At 70.9% G+C, this 19002-nt stretch carries 15 protein-coding genes; 7 read left to right on the top strand and 8 right to left on the bottom strand.

The annotated features are described in order from the left end of the window. Nucleotides 1–30: 30 nt before the first annotated feature. The 6 genes from ACH4G3_RS16825 to ACH4G3_RS16850 are packed head-to-tail and all read left to right on the top strand — an operon-like array spanning nucleotide 31 to nucleotide 9824. Entirely contained in the window at nucleotides 31–2469 is a 2439-nt protein-coding gene (locus ACH4G3_RS16825; protein WP_397625176.1) for a GcvT family protein, read from the top strand. Between the two features lie 26 nt (nucleotides 2470–2495). Further along, on the top strand, nucleotides 2496–3356 hold the full coding sequence (locus tag ACH4G3_RS16830) for a bifunctional methylenetetrahydrofolate dehydrogenase/methenyltetrahydrofolate cyclohydrolase (protein WP_397625177.1): 861 nt from the start codon (nucleotides 2496–2498) through the stop codon (nucleotides 3354–3356). Then, nucleotides 3353–4636, top strand: coding sequence for a serine hydroxymethyltransferase (gene glyA / locus ACH4G3_RS16835; protein WP_397625178.1), 1284 nt, complete (start codon nucleotides 3353–3355; stop codon nucleotides 4634–4636). Before ACH4G3_RS16830 ends, glyA begins: the two co-directional genes overlap by 4 nt. Beyond that, nucleotides 4633–5865: a sarcosine oxidase subunit beta family protein gene (locus ACH4G3_RS16840; RefSeq protein WP_397625179.1), complete on the top strand. Its 1233-nt coding sequence runs from the start codon at nucleotides 4633–4635 to the stop codon at nucleotides 5863–5865. The genes glyA and ACH4G3_RS16840 overlap by 4 nt, the downstream gene beginning before the upstream one ends. A 28-nt stretch (nucleotides 5866–5893) precedes the next feature. Continuing rightward, nucleotides 5894–9226, top strand: coding sequence for a sarcosine oxidase subunit alpha family protein (locus ACH4G3_RS16845; protein ID WP_397625180.1), 3333 nt, complete (start codon nucleotides 5894–5896; stop codon nucleotides 9224–9226). Then, nucleotides 9219–9824, top strand: a complete 606-nt coding sequence (locus ACH4G3_RS16850; RefSeq protein ID WP_397625181.1) for a sarcosine oxidase subunit gamma — start codon at nucleotides 9219–9221, stop codon at nucleotides 9822–9824. Before ACH4G3_RS16845 ends, ACH4G3_RS16850 begins: the two co-directional genes overlap by 8 nt. Nucleotides 9825–9918: 94 nt before the next feature. Here ACH4G3_RS16850 and ACH4G3_RS16855 read toward each other — a convergent pair whose 3' ends face one another. Then, on the bottom strand, nucleotides 9919–10710 hold the full coding sequence (locus tag ACH4G3_RS16855; protein WP_397625182.1) for an IclR family transcriptional regulator: 792 nt from the start codon (nucleotides 10708–10710) through the stop codon (nucleotides 9919–9921). A gap of 56 nt (nucleotides 10711–10766) precedes the next feature. Then, nucleotides 10767–11639: a formyltetrahydrofolate deformylase gene (gene purU / locus ACH4G3_RS16860; protein WP_397625183.1), complete on the bottom strand. Its 873-nt coding sequence runs from the start codon at nucleotides 11637–11639 to the stop codon at nucleotides 10767–10769. A gap of 194 nt (nucleotides 11640–11833) precedes the next feature. Here purU and ACH4G3_RS16865 point away from each other — a divergent pair, with 194 nt between their 5' ends. Next, a complete protein-coding gene (locus tag ACH4G3_RS16865; RefSeq protein WP_397625184.1) occupies nucleotides 11834–12955 on the top strand; it encodes an aromatic ring-hydroxylating oxygenase subunit alpha in 1122 nt (373 codons plus the stop codon). Nucleotides 12956–12989: 34 nt separating this feature from the next. Here the strand turns inward: ACH4G3_RS16865 and ACH4G3_RS16870 are convergent, their stop codons facing one another. The 6 genes from ACH4G3_RS16870 to otnK are packed head-to-tail and all read right to left on the bottom strand — an operon-like array spanning nucleotide 12990 to nucleotide 19002. Further along, the gene (locus ACH4G3_RS16870; protein WP_397625185.1) at nucleotides 12990–13736 is read right to left on the bottom strand and encodes a FadR/GntR family transcriptional regulator; all 747 of its coding nucleotides are present in this window, start codon (nucleotides 13734–13736) and stop codon (nucleotides 12990–12992) included. A 10-nt stretch (nucleotides 13737–13746) separates the two neighbouring features. After that, complete coding sequence (denD, locus tag ACH4G3_RS16875) at nucleotides 13747–14793, bottom strand: D-erythronate dehydrogenase (protein ID WP_397625186.1); 1047 nt, start codon at nucleotides 14791–14793, stop codon at nucleotides 13747–13749. A 50-nt stretch (nucleotides 14794–14843) separates the two neighbouring features. After that, the gene (gene otnI, locus ACH4G3_RS16880; protein ID WP_397625187.1) at nucleotides 14844–15635 is read right to left on the bottom strand and encodes a 2-oxo-tetronate isomerase; all 792 of its coding nucleotides are present in this window, start codon (nucleotides 15633–15635) and stop codon (nucleotides 14844–14846) included. Between the two features lie 32 nt (nucleotides 15636–15667). Continuing rightward, the gene (locus ACH4G3_RS16885; protein ID WP_397625188.1) at nucleotides 15668–16975 is read right to left on the bottom strand and encodes an MFS transporter; all 1308 of its coding nucleotides are present in this window, start codon (nucleotides 16973–16975) and stop codon (nucleotides 15668–15670) included. 51 nt (nucleotides 16976–17026) lie between these two features. Next, nucleotides 17027–17725, bottom strand: coding sequence for a class II aldolase/adducin family protein (locus ACH4G3_RS16890; protein ID WP_397625189.1), 699 nt, complete (start codon nucleotides 17723–17725; stop codon nucleotides 17027–17029). After that, a complete protein-coding gene (otnK, locus tag ACH4G3_RS16895) occupies nucleotides 17722–19002 on the bottom strand; it encodes a 3-oxo-tetronate kinase (protein WP_397625190.1) in 1281 nt (426 codons plus the stop codon). The genes ACH4G3_RS16890 and otnK overlap by 4 nt, the downstream gene beginning before the upstream one ends.

Consider the following 19002-nt stretch of genomic DNA (forward strand, 5'->3'; position numbering starts at 1 on the left):
TGCATCGCTTTCAATGTCGGAGGTGCGGCGATGGCGGGACCCCGGGTGGTCATCATCGGAGCGGGCGTCGTGGGGGCAGCGCTCGCCGATGAGATCTCCGCGCGAGGCTGGACCAATGTGACCGTCGTCGACCAGGGCCTGCTGCCCGCCACCGGGGGATCGTCGTCACACGCCCCGGGCCTGGTCTTCCAGACCAACCCCTCCAAGACCATGACCGAGATGGCCCGCTACACCGTCGAGAAGTTCTGCTCGCTCGACGTCGACGGTGAGCCCTGCTTCCTCCAGGTCGGCGGCCTGGAAGTGGCGACCAGCCCGGAGCGCGTCACGGAGCTCCAGCGGCGCCACGGCTGGCTCACCTCCTGGGGCATCGAGTCCCGGCTGCTGACCACCGAGGAGTGCGTCGCACAGCACCCGCTCGTCAACCCGGACAAGGTCCTCGCCGGCCTCCATGTGCCCACGGACGGCCTCGCGAAGGCGGTCCCCGCCGTCGAGGCGCAGATCCGCCGGGCCACCGAGCGCGGCGTGCGCTTCCTCGCCCGCCACGAAGTCCTCGACGTCCAGCAGGCCGACGGCGAGGTGACCGGCGTCCTCACCGACCAGGGCGAGATCCCCGCCGACATCGTCGTGTGCTGCGCCGGCATCTGGGGCCCGAGGATCGCCCGCATGGCCGGTATGAACCTCCCGCTCACGCCGCTCGCCCACCAGCTCGCCTGGACGGGCCCGGTACCGGCCCTGGCGGGCCAGACGCAGGAGGCGGTCCGCCCGATCCTGCGCCACCAGGACGCCGACCTCTACTACCGCGACCGCTTCGACGGCCTGGGCATCGGCTACTACGGCCACCGCCCGATGCCGGTCTCCGCCGACGACATCCTCTCCGTGGACGAGGCCGACGAGATGCCGTCCGTCCTGAAGTTCACCGAGGAGGACTTCGAGGAGGCCTGGAGCGAGACCCAGTCGCTGCTCCCCGCGACGAAGGACGCCAAGGTCGAGGAAGGCATCAACGGCCTGTTCTCCTTCACCACCGACGGCCTGCCGCTGCTCGGCGAATCCCCGGACGTCAAGGGCTTCTGGGTCGCCGAGGCCGTCTGGGTCACCCACTCGGCGGGCGTCGGACGGGCCATGGCCGAGTGGCTGGTCGACGGCCACTGCTCCTCGTTCGACCTGCACGAGTGCGACGTCAACCGCTTCGAGCCGCACCAGCTCTCGCCGGAGTACGTGCTGGCCCGCGACTGCCAGAACTTCGTGGAGGTCTACGACATCCTCCACCCCCTCCAGCCGTCGGGAGACCCGCGCCCGATCCGCACGAGCCCGTTCCACGCCCGCCAGCAGGAGCTCGGCGCCTTCTTCCTGGAGGCCAACGGCTGGGAGCGCCCCCAGTGGTACGAGGCCAACGCGGGCCTGGTCGAAGGCCGTTCCGTCCCGACCCCCAACGACTGGGCCGCACGGTACTGGTCGCCCATCGTCGGCGCCGAGGCCCAGGTCACGCGCGAGACCGTCGCGATGTACGACATGACGGCCCTCAAGCGCCTGGAGGTGAGCGGCCCCGGCGCCGCCGCCTTCCTGGAGCGGCTGTGCACCGGCAAGGTCGCCAAGTCCGTCGGCTCGGTGACGTACACGCTGCTGCTCGACCACGACGGCGGCATCCGCAGCGACATCACCGTCGCCCGGCTGGCCCCCGACCGCTTCCAGGTCGGCGCAAACGGCAACCTGGACCTCGACTGGTTCACGCGTCACCTCCCCGCCGACGGCACGGTCCAGGTCCGTGACATCACGCCCGGCACGTGCTGCATCGGCCTGTGGGGGCCGCGCGCCCGCGAGGTCCTGCAGCCCCTGACGGACGCGGACTTCTCCAAGGACGGTCTCAAGTACTTCCGCGCCAAGCGCGCCCACATCGGCTCGGTCCCGGTGACGGCCATGCGTCTGTCGTACGTCGGTGAGCTCGGCTGGGAGCTGTACACCACCGCCGATCTGGGCCAGAAGCTGTGGGACACCCTCTGGCAGGCGGCCGAACCGCTCGGCGGCATCGTCGCCGGCCGCGGCGCCTTCAACAGCCTGCGTCTCGAGAAGGGCTACCGCTCCTTCGGTACCGACATGACCTACGAGCACGACCCCTACGAGGCCGGGGTCGGGTTCGCCGTCAAGCTCGACAAGGACGACTTCATCGGCAAGGCGGCGCTGGAGCGGCGGAAGGCCGACGTACGGCGGAAGCTGACCTGCCTCACGATCGACGACCCCAGGGCGGTCGTGATGGGCAAGGAGCCGGTGTACGACGGTGACTGTGCCGTCGGGTACGTCACGAGTGCGGCGTACGGCTACACGATCGGCAAGGGGATCGCCTACGCGTGGCTGCCGGCTGAGCTTGCCGTTCCGGGGACGGTGGTGCACATCGGCTACTTCGACCAGAGCGTTGAGGCGATCGTCGCCGAAGAGCCGCTGTTCGATCCGGCGATGTCCCGTCTTCGCAGCTGAGTCCTCGGCGTTGGAAGGAACTCCAGGTGACCGCACAACTCCTGGACGGCAAGGCGACCGCCGCCGCCGTCCGGCTCGAACTCGCCGAGCGCGTGGCCAAGTTGACCGCGACCACCGGACGCGCGCCGGGGCTCGGTACCGTGCTGGTCGGCGACGATCCAGGCAGTCGCGCCTACGTCGGCGGCAAGCACCGCGACTGCGCCCAGGTGGGCATCGCCTCCATCCGTCGGGAGCTGCCCGCCGGCGCCTCGGCGCAGCAGGTCGAGGAGACGATCGACGAACTCAACGCCGACCCGGCCTGCACCGGCTACATCGTCCAGCTCCCGCTGCCGCGCCACATCGACGCGGGCGCCGTACTGGAACGCATGGACCCGGCCAAGGACGCCGACGGACTGCACCCCGTCAACCTCGGCCGGCTCGTCCTCGGCACGGACGCCCCGCTGCCGTGCACCCCGCGTGGCATCGTCGAACTGCTCCGCCGCCACGACGTGCCGCTCGCGGGAGCGCGGGTGTGCGTGATCGGCCGGGGCGTCACCGTCGGACGGCCCCTCGGACTGCTGCTCACCCGCAGGTCGGAGAACGCCACCGTGACCCTGTGCCACACCGGCACCAAGGGCCTGGCCTGGCACGTACGCGAGGCGGACGTCGTCGTCGCGGCCGCCGGCTCGCCCGGACTGATCACCAAGGACATGCTGCGCCCCGGCGCGGCCGTCCTCGACGTCGGCATCACCCGCACCGACCAGGGCCTGGTGGGTGACATCCACCCGGACACCGCCCAGGTCGCCGGATGGCTGGCGCCGATGCCCGGGGGCGTGGGCCCCATGACCCGGGCCATGCTGCTCGCCAACGTCGTCGAGGCCGCCGAAAGGAACGCGAACGCCGTATGAACGCGCTGAACACCCCCCTGGCGGAGCTGGACCCCGAGGTCCACGCCGCGCTCCGCGCCGAACTGCACCGCCAGCAGTCCACCCTGGAGATGATCGCCTCCGAGAACTTCGCGCCCTCGGCCGTGATGGAGGCCCAGGGCTCGGTCGCGACCAACAAGTACGCCGAGGGCTACCCGGGCCGCCGCTACTACGGCGGCTGCGAACACGTCGACGTCACCGAACGGCTGGCCATCGAGCGAGTCAAGTCCCTCTTCGGCGCGGGCTTCGCCAACGTGCAGCCGCACTCGGGCGCCCAGGCCAACACCGCTGTCTTCTTCGCCCTGCTCCAGCCCGGCGACACCATCCTCGGCCTCGACCTCGCGCACGGCGGGCACCTCACGCACGGCATGCGCATCAACTACAGCGGCAAGATGCTGAACGTCGTGCCGTACCACGTGTCCGAGGGGGACAACCTCGTCGACATGGACGAGGTCGAGCACCTCGCCAAGGAACACCGCCCCAAGATGATCATCGCGGGCTGGTCGGCGTACCCGAGGCAGCTGGACTTCGCGGCCTTCCGCAGGATCGCCGACGAGGTGGGCGCCCTGCTGATGGTCGACATGGCGCACTTCGCGGGACTGGTCGCGGCGGGACTGCACCCCAACCCCGTACCGCACGCCCACGTCACGACCACCACGACCCACAAGACACTCGGCGGCCCGCGCGGCGGCGTCATCCTCACCAACGAGGCCGGCCTCGCCAAGAAGATCAACTCCGCGGTCTTCCCCGGCATGCAGGGCGGCCCCCTGGAGCACGTCATCGCCGCGAAGGCGGTCTCGTTCAAGGTCGCCGCGTCACCCGAGTTCGCCGAACGCCAGGCGCGCACGCTCGCCGGCTCCCGCATCCTCGCCGAACGCCTCACCCGGGCGGACGCGGCGGCGGCCGGGGTACGGGTCCTGACCGGAGGCACGGACGTCCACCTCGTCCTGGTCGACCTGCGCGACTCGGAGCTGGACGGCCGGCAGGCCGAGGACCTGCTCCACGAGATCGGCATCACCGTCAACCGCAACGCCGTGCCCTTCGACCCGCGCCCGCCCATGGTCACCTCGGGCCTGCGCATCGGCACCCCGGCGCTGGCCACCCGCGGCTTCACCGAGGAGGACTTCGCCGAGGTCGCGGACGTGATCGCCCTCGCACTCCAGCCGCAGCCCGACGTGGCCGCCCTGCGCGCCCGCACGGAGGCCCTGGCCGCCAAGCACCCGCTCTACCCCCACCTGTCCGAGGACGGAGACGCCCGATGAGCCCCCGCACCCCCGGCGCCGAGCTCCCCGAACACCCCGACTGGCTGTGGCGCAACCCCGAGCCGAAGCGCTCGTACGACGTCGTCGTCGTGGGCGGCGGCGGGCACGGCCTGGCCACCGCCCACTACCTGGCCAGGAACCACGGCATCACCAACGTCGCCGTGCTGGAGAAGGGCTGGCTGGCGGGCGGCAACATGGCCCGGAACACCACGATCATCCGCTCCAATTACCTCTGGGACGAGAGCGCCGGTATCTACGAGCACGCGCTCAAGCTGTGGGAGGGACTGGCCGAGGAGCTCGACTACCCGATCCTCTTCTCCCAGCGTGGCGTGCTGAACCTCGCCCACAGCCTCCAGGACGTCCGCGACAGCGTGCGCCGCGTCGAGGCCAACCGCCTCAACGGCGTGGACGCCGAGTGGCTCGACGCGGACGGCGTCAAGGAGGTCTGCCCGATCGTCAACATCTCCCAGGACGTGCGCTATCCCGTGCTGGGCGCCACCTACCAGCCGCGCGCGGGCATCGCCAAGCACGACCACGTGGCGTGGGGCCTGGCCCGCTCCGCCGACGCCGCCGGGATCGACATCATCCAGAACTGCGAGGTGACCGGCCTCGACGTGGTCGGCAACCGCGTGGTGGGAGTACAGACCACCCGCGGTCCGATCGCCGCGGGCAAGGTCGCGCTCTGCTCGGCGGGACACACCTCGGTCCTGGCGGCCATGGCGGGCATCGAACTGCCCGTCCAGAGCCACCCCTTGCAGGCGCTGGTGTCGGAGCTGCTGGAACCGGTACACCCGACGGTCGTCATGTCCAACGCGGTCCACGTGTACGTCAGCCAGGCGCACAAGGGCGAGCTGGTGATGGGCGCGGGCATCGACGCGTACAACTCCTACACCCAGCGCGGTGCCTTCCACATCATCGAAGAGCAGATGTCGGCGGCCCTGGAGCTCTTCCCGGTCTTCGCCCGCGCCCACGTCCTGCGCACCTGGGGCGGCATCGTCGACGTCAGCCCCGACGCCTCACCGATCATCGGCCTCAGCCCGGTGGACAACCTCTACCTCAACTGCGGCTGGGGAACCGGCGGTTTCAAGGCCACCCCGGGCGTCGGCTGGGTCTACGCCCACACCATCGCCCACGACACACCGCATCCGCTGAACGCCCCCTTCTCGCTCGACCGTTTCACCACCGGCGCGCTCGTCGACGAGCACGGCGCGGCCGCGGTGGCCCACTAGGACCACTGGACCCTTTGGGAGCCGAACCATGCTGCTCATCCCCTGCCCGTGGTGCGGGCCCCGCGACGAGGCCGAGTTCCACTACGGCGGCCAGGCCCATGTGCCGTACCCGCAGGACCCGGCGTCGCTCACCGACGAGGAGTGGGCCCGCTACCTCTTCTTCCGCGACAACCCCAGGGGCCCCTTCGCCGAGCGCTGGAGCCACGCGGCAGGCTGCCGCCGCTGGTTCAACGCGGTGCGGGACACGTCCACGAACGAGATCCTGACGGTGTACCGGGCGGGGGAGGAGCGCCCGGAAACGGTGGAATCGCGTGCGGGCTCTGTTGAGTCGCCTCCGGCCACTTTCCAGCCGAGTCCGGCACCACCAGCCCGTCCGGCGCTTGAGGACGAGGCCGTTCAGGCCGAAGGGGGGTCCGGGGCGGCAGCCTCGGTGGGGGTGCAGGGGGCGAAGCCCCCGCGCGGGTCTGGGGGCACAGCCCCCAGCGGGGTCGAAGGGGCGGAGCCCCTTCAGGACGGGACGGGTAGGGGCGGCGGGGGCGAGGAAACCCAGCCGTTCCGCCACCCCACCCACGGCCGCATCCACCGCGACACCCCGATCACCTTCACCTTCGACGGCACCGAATACCAGGGCTACAAGGGCGACACCCTCGCCTCCGCCCTCCTCGCCAACGGCGTCATCCAGACCGGCACCAGCATCAAGCTCGGCCGCCCCCGCGGCATCTTCTCGGCCGGCGCCGAGGAACCCAACGCGGTCGTCCAGATCGAGGCCCCGTTCCCCGAGCCCATGCTCCCCGCCACCACCGTCGAGCTCTACGACGGCCTCGTCGCGACCGGCCTCCCCGGCCAGGGCCGCCTCGCCACAGACCCGGACCCGGCTCGCTACGACGCCGTACACGCCCACTGCGACCTCCTGGTCGTAGGCGCGGGACCGGCCGGCATCGCCGCAGCGGCAGCCGCCGCCCATTCAGGTGCCCGCGTCATCCTCGCCGACGACCAGCCCGAACCGGGCGGCAGCCTCCTCGGCACCGGCGAACTCCTCGACTGGGTGGACGAGAACACGGCCCGACTCGACGCGGCCCCCGACGTACGCGTACTGCGCCGCACCACCGTATTCGGCTACTACGACGACAACCACCTCCTCGCCGTGGAGCGCCGCACCAACCACCTCGGCGCCCAGGCCCCGGAGCACGTCTCCCGCGAACGCGTCTGGCGCATCCGCGCCCGCCGGGTCGTCCTCGCCACCGGCGCGCACGAACGCTCGCTGGCCTTCGCGGACAACGACCGCCCCGGCGTGATGCTGGCCGCCTCGGCTCGCGCCTACGTCAACCGCCACGGCGTCCTACCCGGCCGCCACGCGGTCGTCTTCACCACCAACGACAGCGCCTACGCGGCAGCACTGGACCTCACGGCGGCGGGCGTGCCCATCGAGGCTGTCGTCGACACCCGCACCGATCCGGGGGAATGGGCGACACGGGCCCGCGAGGCCGGCATCGAGGTGCTGACGGGCCACGCGGTCACCGCCACGGAAGGCGCCCCCCGGCTCACTTCCGTGACCGTCGCCCCGTACGGACAGACAACAGGACGACGGGAGTTCGCCGCCGACCTGCTCCTGGTCTCCGGCGGCTGGAACCCGGTCGCGCACCTGTTCAGCCAGGCGGGAGGCAAGCTCCGCCACGACGAGGAACTCGGCACCTTCGTCCCCGACACCTGCCGCCAAGCGGTCGAGGTCGCGGGCGCCGCGAGCGGCGTCTTCGACCTGGCGCGAGTTCTCGCACAAGGGGCCGCCGCCGGCGCCCGCGCGATCGAGGCCGAGGGCTACACCCCGGAAGAGGTCCACCTGCCACGGGTGGCCACCATGCCGCAGACGCCGCCCATGCGGGTCTTCACCGTCCCGGGCCGGGAAGGCGCCCCGCGCTTCGTCGACCTGCAACGCGACGTCACCGTCGACGACCTGGCCCGGGCGACCGGAGCCGGTCTGCGCTCCGTGGAGCACACCAAGCGCTACACCACGGCCGGCACGGCGAACGACCAGGGCAAAACCTCCGGCGTCCTGGCCAGCGGCGTCGTCGCCGAACTGCTCGGCGTGGACATCTCCGCGCTCGGCACCACCACCTTCAGGCCGCCGTACACCCCCGTCTCCTTCGCCGCCCTCGCCGGCCGAGACCGTGGTGCCCTGCTCGACCCGATCCGCACCACCGCCCTGCACGCCTGGCATGTCGCGCACGGCGCCCTGTTCGAGAACGTCGGCCAGTGGAAGCGGCCCTGGTACTACCCGCAGGACGGCGAGGACATGGAGACGGCCGTACTGCGCGAGTGCGCCGCCGCCCGCGAGGGCGTCGCCTTCATGGACGCCTCCACCCTCGGCAAGATCGACGTCCAGGGCCCGGACGCCGGCGTCTTCCTCGACCTGCTCTACACCAACATGATGAGCACCCTGAAGGTCGGCATGATCCGCTACGGCGTGATGTGCCGCCCGGACGGGATGGTCTTCGACGACGGCACGGTGATCCGCCTCGCCCAGGACCGCTACCTGGTCACCACCACGACGGGCAACGCCGCGGCCGTGCTGGACTGGATGGAGGAGTGGCTCCAGACCGAGTGGCCCGAACTGCGCGTCCACTGCACGTCGGTGACCGAGCAGTGGGCCACCGTCGCCCTGGTCGGCCCGCGCTCCCGCGAGGTCCTCGGCTCGCTCGCGCCCCGACTCGCCGTCGCAGCCGAGGACTTCCCGTTCATGGCGTGGCGCGAGACGACCGTCGCCGGCATCGAGGCGCGCGTGTGCCGGATCAGCTTCTCCGGTGAACTCGCCTATGAGATCAACGTGTCACCGTGGGAGGCCCTCGCCCTGTGGGAGGCGCTGTACGAGGCCGGCGCCCCGTACGGCATCACCCCGTACGGCACGGAGACCATGCACGTCCTGCGCGCGGAGAAGGGCTATCCGATCGTCGGCCAGGACACCGACGGCACCGTGACGCCGCAGGACCTCGGCATGGGCTGGGCGGTGTCCAAGAAGAAGAAGGACTTCATCGGCAAGCGTTCCTTCGCCCGTGCCGACACCGCCCGCCCCGACCGCAAGCACCTGGTCGGGCTGCTTCCCGAGGACCCGGGCACGTTCCTCCCCGAGGGCACGCACCTGGTCGCCGGCGGTGTGCTGCCCGCGCCGCCCGTCCCGATGCTCGGTCACGTCACGTCCAGCTACCGCAGCGCGGCCCTCGGCCGGACCTTCGCCCTCGCGCTGATCAAAGGCGGCCGGGACCGCATCGGTGAGCGCCTCTACGCCCCCGTGGGCGACCGGCTGGTCCCGGTGACCGTCGCCAGCCCCGTCCTCTACGACCCCGAGGGAGCCCGCCGCGATGGCTGACACCGCCGTTACCACTCCGCTCCGCAGCCCCCTGGAGCATGCCGCCGACCGGCTGGCCGCCGCGACCCGCGCCTCCGGCGGCGCGATCCGGCTGGCGGAACTGCCCTTCCTGACCCAGGTCAATGTGCGTCTCGACCCCAAGGGAGCGGCGGCGGACGCCGTGGGGCTGGCGCTGGGCCTGCAACTTCCCGTCGAACCCGGCACCGTGGTCCGCGCGGGGGAGCTGACCGCGCTGTGGCTCGGCCCCGACGAGTGGCTCGTGGTGGGCCCGCCGGGCGGCGGGCAGGTCCTGGAGAGCCGGATCCGTGAGGCTGCGGGCGACGAGCCCGTGTCCGTCATCGATGTCTCGGCTCAGCGCACCACGCTCCTCGTCGCCGGCCCCCGGGCCCGGGACCTGCTGGCCCACGGCTGCTCGCTCGATCTTCACCCGCGGCTCTTCGGCCCGGGGCGCTGCGCCCAGACGAACCTGGCCCGCGCCCAGGTCGTCCTGGTCGCCCGTGACGAGCCCAGGGCCGGGTTCTGGGTGCTGGTCCGTTCGTCCTTCGGCGGCTATCTGACGGACTGGTTGCTGGACGCGGCGGTGGAGTGGACGGGCTGACGCGGGCAGCGTGAAGCGGCGGTCGGTGGTCCGGACACCGGATCACCGACCCCCGCTTGTCGTGAGGGGGCCTGTTCCGCGCTTGTCGTGAACCTCAGTCCGCACGGGCGAGACGGCGGCCGAGCTCGTCCGCTCCCGCGACCAGCAGGGGCGCGAGTTCGTGCATCCGCTCCACCGTGAGCCGGAAGGCCGGCCCCGACGCGCTGAGGGCGGCGACGACCTCGCCGCCGTCCGAACGCACGGGGACGGACAGGGCGTTGAGGCCCTCCTCGTATTCCTCCAGCGTGATGGCATAGCCCTGGTCACGGGCTTCGGACAGGTCCGCCTCCAGTTTCTTCCTGGAGGTCACCGTGTGCGGTGTCAGACGGGGGAGTCCGGCCTCGGCGAGGAGCGCGTCGCGTTCCTCGCGGGCGAGATGGGCCAGGAGGATCTTGCCGCTCGACGTGCAGTGCAGCGGCGTCAGCCGTCCCACCCAGTTCTGCGCGGCGATGGCCGACGAGCCGCGCACCTGGTAGAGGTTGATCGCGTGGTGGGCCTCGAGCACGGCGATGTTCATCGTCTCGCCCACGTCGTCGACGAGACGCTCACAGATCCCGCGCCCGTGTCTGGTGACGGCGATACGGCCCGTCACGGCGCCGGCCAGGCGCACGACGCCGAAGCCGAGACGGTACTTACCGCGTTCGCTCTCCTGCTCGACCATTCCATGCGCTTCGAGCGCGCCGAGTAGACGGAACGCGGTGGACTTGTGGACGTCGATCGCCGCGGCCACCTCGCTCACGCCCGCCTCGCCGTGCTGGGCGAGGATCTCCAGCACGGCGACAGCACGGTCGACGGACTGCACTCCGCCACTGGGAGCGCCTGCGGAATCAGCGCCGTAGTTGCTCATGGCGAAACCCTAAGCGAAAGGGTCAACAGACGTGAGGGGGCGGAGGCCATTATTCCTCAGCGGAAGACAACCGTGCGGTTGCCGTTGACCATGATGCGGCTCTGGCTGTGCCATTCCACCGCCCGTGCCAGGACCTGAGCCTCGACGTCCCGCCCTTGGGCGACCATGCTGTCGGGGCCCTGCGAGTGGTTCACGCGGATGACGTCCTGCTCGATGATGGGGCCCTCGTCGAGGTCCGGAGTGACGTAGTGGGCCGTCGCTCCGACGAGCTTGACGCCGCGCTCGTACGCCTGGACATAGGGGCGGGCGCCCTTGAAGCTCGGCAGGAACGAGTGGTGGATGTTGATCGCCCGGCCTTCGAGCTGCTTGCACAGGTCGTTGGACAGGATCTGCATGTAACGGGCGAGGACCACCAGGTCGATGTCCAGCTCGTCGACGAGCTCCAGCAGCCGCGCCTCCGCCTGGGGCTTGGTCTCCCGGGTGACGGGCACGTGGTGGAAGGGGATCCCGTAGCTCTCGGCGAGCGGTTCGAAGTCCCGGTGGTTGGAGACGATCGCCGGCACCTCGATGTTCAGCGCGCCGGTCCGCCGGCGGAAGAGCAGGTCGTTCAGGCAGTGCCCGAACTTCGACACCATGATCAGCGTGCGCGTGGGCGTCGATGCCTCGTACAGCTGCCAGGAGATCCGGTATGCCTCCGCCACCTGCGCGAAGCCGGACTTCAGGTCCTCCAGCGAGGTGCCCGGGTCCGAGACGTCGAAGTGCACCCGCATGAAGAAGCGGTCCTGCAGCCGGTCGTCGAACTGCTGGCTCTCCTGGATGTTCCCGGAGTGCCGGACCAGGAAGCCGGTGACGGCGTGGACGAGACCCGAGCGGTCGGGACACGACAAGGTGAGGACGAACTCGCGGCCGGTGGTGGGTCGAAGAGACACGGAGCCCTCCCGGAGGGAAGTGCGTATTACGCAACGAGCTGACTGATACGCAACATGGTCCTGGCTGTGACGGCCTGCGGTCAAGGGCTTGACACCGCTCCGGCCGGACTGCACCGTGAGTTGCGTAGCAAGAAGCACGTTGCACATGAGGCAACCACTCGCCCGCCCCGAGGCGCTTCACTCCGAGGTGAACCATGACGACGACCGGCCTGCCGGAGAGCCTGATCGCGACCCTCCCCGGTGACCACTACACGGACCCGGAGATCTTCCGCCTGGAGCAGGAGCACATCTTCGAATCCATGTGGTTCTGCGCGGCACGCGCGTCGGAGCTGGCGAAGCCGGGTGCCTTCCGCACCGTGGACGTCGGGCGGGAGAGCATCCTGCTGACCCGGTCGCGGGACGGCTCCGTCCGGGCCTTCTTCAACGTGTGCCGGCACCGGGGCGCGAAGCTGTGCACGCAGGAGTCCGGCGAAGTGAAGCGGGCCTTCCAGTGCCCGTACCACGCCTGGACGTACGACCTCAACGGCAAGCTGGTCGCGGCACCGAACCTGACGAAGATGCCGGACGTCGGCCGCACGGAGTACGGCCTGGCGAGCGTGGCGGTACGCGAGTGGCTCGGCTACGTGTGGGTGTGCCTGGCCGAGAACCCGCCCTCGTTCGAGCAGTCGGTGATCGCGGACGTGGTCGCCCGCCTGGGCGACGTGGAGTCCATCGAGCGGTACGACGTCGAGAGCCTGGAGGTCGGCCGGCGGATCGTCTACGACGTCAAGGCCAACTGGAAGCTCATCATCGAGAACTTCATGGAGTGCTACCACTGCGCGACGATCCACCCCGAACTGACGGAGGTCCTCCCGGAGTTCGCCGACGGCTACGCGGCGCAGTTCTACGTGGGGCACGGCGCCGAGTTCGGCTCGGACGTCCAGGGCTTCACCGTGGACGGCTCGCAGGGCCTGGACCGCATCCCGACGGTCTCCGAGGAGCAGGACCGCCGGTACTACGCGGTCACGGTGCGCCCGCAGGTGTTCATCAACCTGGTCCCCGACCACGTGATCTTCCACCGGATGTTCCCGGTGTCGGTCGACCGCACGATCGTGGAGTGCGACTGGCTGTACCTGAAGGGCGTGGTGGCGAGCGGCCGGGACGTCAGCCGGTCGGTCGAGCTGTTCGACCGCGTCAACCGGCAGGACTTCGACGCCTGTGAGCGCTGCCAGCCCGCGATGAGCTCCCGGCTGTACGCCAAGGGCGGCGTCCTGGTGCCCAGCGAGCACCACATCGGCGAATTCCACGACTGGGTCCAGGGCGCACTGTCGGGGTAGCCCGGCTTGGCTCGTGACGCCGGCCCGCTCGCTGTCAGGGAGTCGTGCCCAGATCCACGGCCAGGTCCTCGGTCTCCGTCCAGAAGCTGTCGTCGGCGTCCTGGAGCCGGCCGGCGGCGTGTTTCATGTGGCGGCGTGCGGCGGCGCGTGCCGCTTCGGGGTCACCTGCCTCGATGGCGGCGAGGATGGCGTGGTGCTCGTCCCGGACCGCTTCGATGAAGTCGTTCCGGCGGGCCTCGTTCGCGCGCGTGACGCGGATGCCGCTGCGCGACACGTCGCCCAGGTATCGCACCGTCGAGACCATCACGGCGTTTCCGGTCGACTCGGCGATGGACCGGTGGAAGGCGAGGTCCTCGTCCACGCCGTCGCCGCCGGCCGCGACCGCCGAGTCGATGGTGTCCAGTGCCTGGCGCATCCGCGCCAAGTCCTGCGGTGTGGCCCGGGTCGCGGCGAGGCTGGCTGCCTCGCCCTCCATGGCCCGGCGTACTTCCACGATCTGCAGCACCTTCGCCTTGGTGTCGGCGGCGTCGAGGTCGAGCGGGCGGGTGCGCCGCGGCAGGACGAACACGCCGATGCCCTGCCGCGGTTCGATCAGGCCCGCGTTGCGGAGCCTCGACAGGGCCTCGCGCACCACCGTGCGGCTGACGCCCAGCTGCTTGACCAGCTCCACCTCTGTCGGCAGTCGGTCGCCCTCGGCGAGCCGCCCCGACTCGATCTCCTCGGAGAGCGTCGCGGCGACCTGGTCGGCGAGCCGGACGGGGCCGGGCACCTTGGAAAACATGGTTTTCAGTCTATAGACCCCCGCTCGGCTGCTCCGCTGTGAGCGGCGAGTCGACCAGGACCGCCTCACGGTGGTCGGCGACGTAGTCCCGTACCACCGCTGCGAAGTCCGGATCGGGCCGGAGCCCGAGTGCCGCGGCCCGCGTGGTGTCGAAGACGGAAGGCCACGAACCCACGATGGCCTCGACATCGGGGTCGGGCGCGATCGTCACCAGGTCGGCGACGGCGTCGCCGGCCAGCTGCCGCAGCGTGGCCAGCATCTCGGCGACCGAGACCGTGAGCCCCGGAAGGTTGACCGGCAACCCGCCCTCGAACCGGCCCCTTCCGGTACCGCGCTCGGCCTCCGCGACGCGGAGGATGCCCTCGACCGTGCGCCGGGGCGACGCCAGGGCCACCCGCAGGTCGGGACGGACGGGGCAGACCGCGGGCAGGCCCGCGAGCGGCTCCCGGATGATGCCGGACAGGAAGCCGGAGGCGGCCGCGTTCGGCTTGCCGGGGCGTACCGACACGGTCATCAGGCGGGCCACGCGCCCGTCGAGGAAGCCCCGGCGGGTGTAGTCCGCGACGAGCTGTTCGCACACGAGTTTCTGGATGCCGTAGCTCGACCGGGGCGTGGGCAGCGTCGACTCGCTGACCACCGGCGGGAGCGGCAGCGCCGGGTCGGAGCCGTAGACCGCCACGCTGCTGGCGAACACCAGGAGCGGTGCGGGACCGCCGGCGGACGACTGGGCCCGAGCGGCTTCGAGGAGCGCGCGGGTGGTGTCCAGGTTGGCGCTCATGCCCAGGTCGAAGTCGGCCTCGCACTCGGCCGAGACGGCGGCGGCGAGGTGGATCAGCACGTCCACCGGCTCGGCGAACACGTCGTCGAGGCGGTCGGCCAGGTCACCCCGCACCGTCTCCACGAGCGGGTCGGCCGTCTCCGGAGCACCGGGCGGCACGATCCGGTCGGCGAGCACCAGCCGGTCGATCGGGGTACCGCGGAAGGTCCGCGTCCTGAGCAGGGCGCCGGTGACCTGTCGTCCCAGGAAGCCGAAGCCGCCCGTGATGACGATCCTCATGCGGTGTCTCCTTGGTCGTCGTTCATCGGTCGTCGTTCATCCGTGGTCGTTCATCGGTGGTCGTTCAGCCAGCCGAGGCCTTCGCGCGTCCCCGCGCGGGGGTTGTACTCGCAGCCGATCCACCCGTCGAAGCCCAGGTCGTCGACGACTCGGAACAGGTGGCTCACGTCGAGTTCGCCCTGGTCGGGCTCGTTGCGGTCGGGTACGCCCGCGATCTGCAGATGACCGACCCGGCCGGTCGGCAGGTCGCGGCGCAGGGTGGTGGTGAGGTCGCCCTCGACGATCTGGCAGTGGTAGAGGTCGAGTTGCACCTTGAGGTTCGGGGCGCCCACCTCCTGCACGATCGCGTGCGCCTCCGCCTGCCGGGACAGGAAGTAGCCCGGCATGTCGCGGCCGTTGATCGGCTCGATGAGGATGTCGACGCCCACCGCGGCGGCTCGCTCGGTGGCCCAGCCGAGGTTGGCCAGGTAGGTGTCGCGGTGCTCGGCCCGTTCCTTCGGCGTGGCGTCGGGCGGTACGAGCCCGGCCATCACGTGCAGCCGCGGGCAGTCCAGTGCGGCGGCGTACTCCAGCGCCCGGGCGATCCCGGAACGGAGCTCCGCCTCCCGGCCGGGCAGCGCCGCCGTCCCGCGTTCTCCGGACTCCCAGTCTCCGGGAGGCGCGTTGAACAGCACCTGCTTGAGGCCGTGGTCGTCGAGCCGGTGGCGCAGCTCGGCGGCGTCGTAGGCGTAGGGGAAGAGGTATTCGACGGCGGTGAAGCCGTCCGCCGAGGCCGCGGCGAAGCGGTCGGGGAAATCGTGCTCGGTGTACATCATGGACAGGTTCGCTGCGAACCTCGGCATGCTGGCTCCTGTGTGGGGACCGGGAGGCCCGGTCAGCGGTTGACGACGTGTTTGTCGGTGGTGAGCACGGCGGCGGCGCCGACGACGAGGCTGAGCGCCAGGACGTACATCGGGAGTGACGTCGAGCCGGTGGCGTCCTTCAGCGCACCGATCATGTAGGGACTGACGAAGCCGGCGAGGTTGCCGACCGAGTTGATCGCGGCGAGGCCGACGGCGGCGGCGGTACCGCCGAGGAACGCGGTGGGCAGGGACCAGAACAGCGGCGCGCAGGTCAGCACGCCCGCCGCGGCGACGGACAGCGCGGCCAGGGACAGTGCGGTCGACCCGGCCCAGCCCGCCGCCAGCGAGAAGCCGACCGCACCCATGAGACTGGGCACCACCAGATGCCAGCGGCGCTCACGGCGCTTGTCCGCCGAACGCCCGAACAGATTCATCGTGACGAGTGCGGCCAGGAACGGCACCGCGCTGAGCAGGCCGATCGCCAGGTTGCCCTCGATCCCGGTGGTCTCGATGAACGTGGGCATCCAGAAGGTCAGCGCGTACTGGCCCATCACGAAGCAGAAGTAGATGAGGCACATCAGCCACACCTTGGGCTCACGGAAGGCGTCCCAGACCCGGCCGTGCACGGTCTGGTGCGCGGCGTCCTCGGCGATCGCCCGCTCGACGACGGCCTTCTCCTCGTCGGTGAGCCACTTCGCGGCGCGCACGCTGTTGTCGAGGTAGAACAGCGTGGCCACACCGATGAGGAGGGCCGGGATCGCCTCCAGCAGGAACATCCACTGCCAGCCCTCCCAGCCGTTCACGCCCTGGAACCGGTCCATGATCCAGCCGGAGAGCGGGTTGCCGAAGATGCCGGCCACCGGGATGGCGGACATGAAGAGCGCGATCACCCGGGCCCGGCGGTGGGAGGGGAACCAGTAGGTGCAGTACAGGATCACCCCCGGGTAGAAACCCGCCTCCGCGGCTCCGAGGAGGAACCTCAGCACGTAGAACATCGCCTCGTTGTGGACGAACATGAACGCCGCCGAGACGAGGCCCCAGCTGATCATGATCCGGGCGATCCAGGTACGGGCGCCGACGCGCTGGAGCATCAGGTTCGACGGCACCTCGAAGAGGAAGTAGCCGATGAAGAACAGTCCGGCACCGAGGCCGTACGCCGCCTCGCTGAAGCCGAGGTCGTCGGCCATCTGGAGCTTGGCGAAGCCGACGTTGACCCGGTCCAGGTAGGAGACGACGTAGCACAGGACGAGGAAGGGGACGATGCGTCGCACGACTTTGCGGAAGACGGCGTTCTCACGGGCGGCTTCGGCGGATGTGGACGCCGTTATGGGCATGGACATGGCTGATCCCTTGTGCGGCTCAGGGGAATTCTCTGACGGGTGCGGAGCGGGTCACCACGCGGCGTCGAACGTGGACCTCAGTTCGTCGAGCGCGGGGGACGGGAGCGGCTCGGGGCGACGGTCGGTCAGGAGCCAGAGACGTGCCGTCTCCTCGAGTTCTTCGAGGACGGCGAGGGCGGTGGCCGCGTCGGGTCCCCAGACGACGGGGCCCAGCCTGTCGAGCAGCACGGCCCTGATGGGCGTACGGCTCGCCGCGTGTGCGGCGATGCGGGCGGTCACCAGGTCGGCCACGCGCGGGTCGCCGGGCCGGTGGTAGGGGATGAGCGGGACGTGCCCGACCTTCATCACGTAGTACGGCGTGAGGGGCGGAAGCACGTCGGCGTCGCTCCACACGCCGGCCAGGGTGAGCGCGACCAGGTGCGTGGAGTGGGTGTGGATGACGAACCGGGCCGTGGGGTCGGCGGAGCAGATGCGGCGGTGCAGGGTCAGGGTCTTGCTGGCGCGGTCGCCGGCGATCTGCTCACCGCGGATGTCGACCAGGGCGAGGCGGTCGGGTTCGAGGAACCCCAGGGCGGCGTCGGTGGGGGTGATCAGGTGGTGGTCGCCGGCCTTGGCGCTGATGTTGCCGGCGCAGGCATGAACGTAGCCCCGGGCGAACAGGCTGGTGCCCACCCGGACGATTTCGTTGCGCGCCTCGTCGACGGCCTCGTCGTGGCCTGTCCCGGCGGTGGTGCCCGGCTGCTGGGTCATGCGGCCTCCTCGTCCAGGAGGCCGAAGGCGGAGGTGAAGAAGTCGGGGCCGCCGAAGTTGCCGGACTTGAGCGTGATGTGGAGCGTGTTCCCGCCGGGAAGGGTGGCCGCGCACCAGGGCACACCGGGGTCGATCTGCGGTCCGATCCGCAGCCCGGTGACACCGAGCGCCTGGACGACCGCTCCCGAGGTCTCGCCGCCCGCGACGACGAGCCGGCGGACGCCCCGTTCCACTAGCCCCTGTGCGACGCGGGCCAGCGTCCGCTCCACGAGCTCACCGGCCTCGGCGGCACCGATCCGGCTCTGGACGGAGCGGACCGTGTCGGCCGGCTCGGTGGAGTAGACCAGGACAGGTCCGTCGTCCAGACGGGACTCGGCGAAGGCCAGGGCCTGCCCGACCACGTCCTCACCGGCCGCCACGCGCAGCGGATCCACGCTGAACGCGGGCCGGCCGCCGCGCAGGTACCGGAGGACCTGGCCGTTGGTGGCGGCGGAGACCGATCCCGAGACGATGGCGCGGTGGCCGCCGGGAGGCGGCAGCTGCGCGGCGGCACGGGACGGCTCGAAACCCCAGTTCGCGGGCAGTCCGATCGCCAGACCCGAACCGGCGGTCACCAGCGCAAGCCCCCGGACCGCCGCACCCAGGCGCAGGAGGTCGTCGTTGGAGACGGCGTCGGCGACGGCGATCCCGAAGCCGTCCTCGCGCAGGGCGTCGATGCGGGCGCGGATCGCCTCGGCGCCGCCGGCGACGACCGCGTGGTCGATGAGGCCGACCGCCCGCGTGGTCTGCGCGCCGAGGACGGAGACCAGGTTGGAGTCGGTCATCGGGGTGAGCGGGTGGTGACGCATGCCGCTGTCGCCGAGCAGCACGTCACCGACGAACAGATGGCCCTTGAAGACCGTGCGCCCGTTGTCGGGGAACGCGGGCGTCGCGACCGTGAAGTCGGTGCCCAGCGCGTCCATCAGCGCCTCGGTGACCGGTCCGATGTTGCCGGCCGGTGTCGAGTCGAAGGTGGAGCAGTACTTGAAGTAGATCTGCTCGGCGCCCATGGACCGCAGCCAGGCGAGTGCCCGCAGCGATGACTCGACGGCGTCGGCGGCCGGCACGGTCCGCGACTTGAGGGCGATGACCACGGCGTCCGCGTCCAGCGCCGGTTCGGCGCCGGCCGGCGGCACGTCGATCAACTGGACGACGCGCATGCCCGCGCGCACCAGGTTGTTGGCCAGGTCGGTGGCGCCGGTGAAGTCGTCGGCGATGCATCCGAGGCGGATTCCCAT

The organism is Streptomyces afghaniensis (genome assembly GCF_044327915.1).
GTDB classification, from domain to species: Bacteria; Actinomycetota; Actinomycetes; order Streptomycetales; family Streptomycetaceae; genus Streptomyces; species Streptomyces afghaniensis.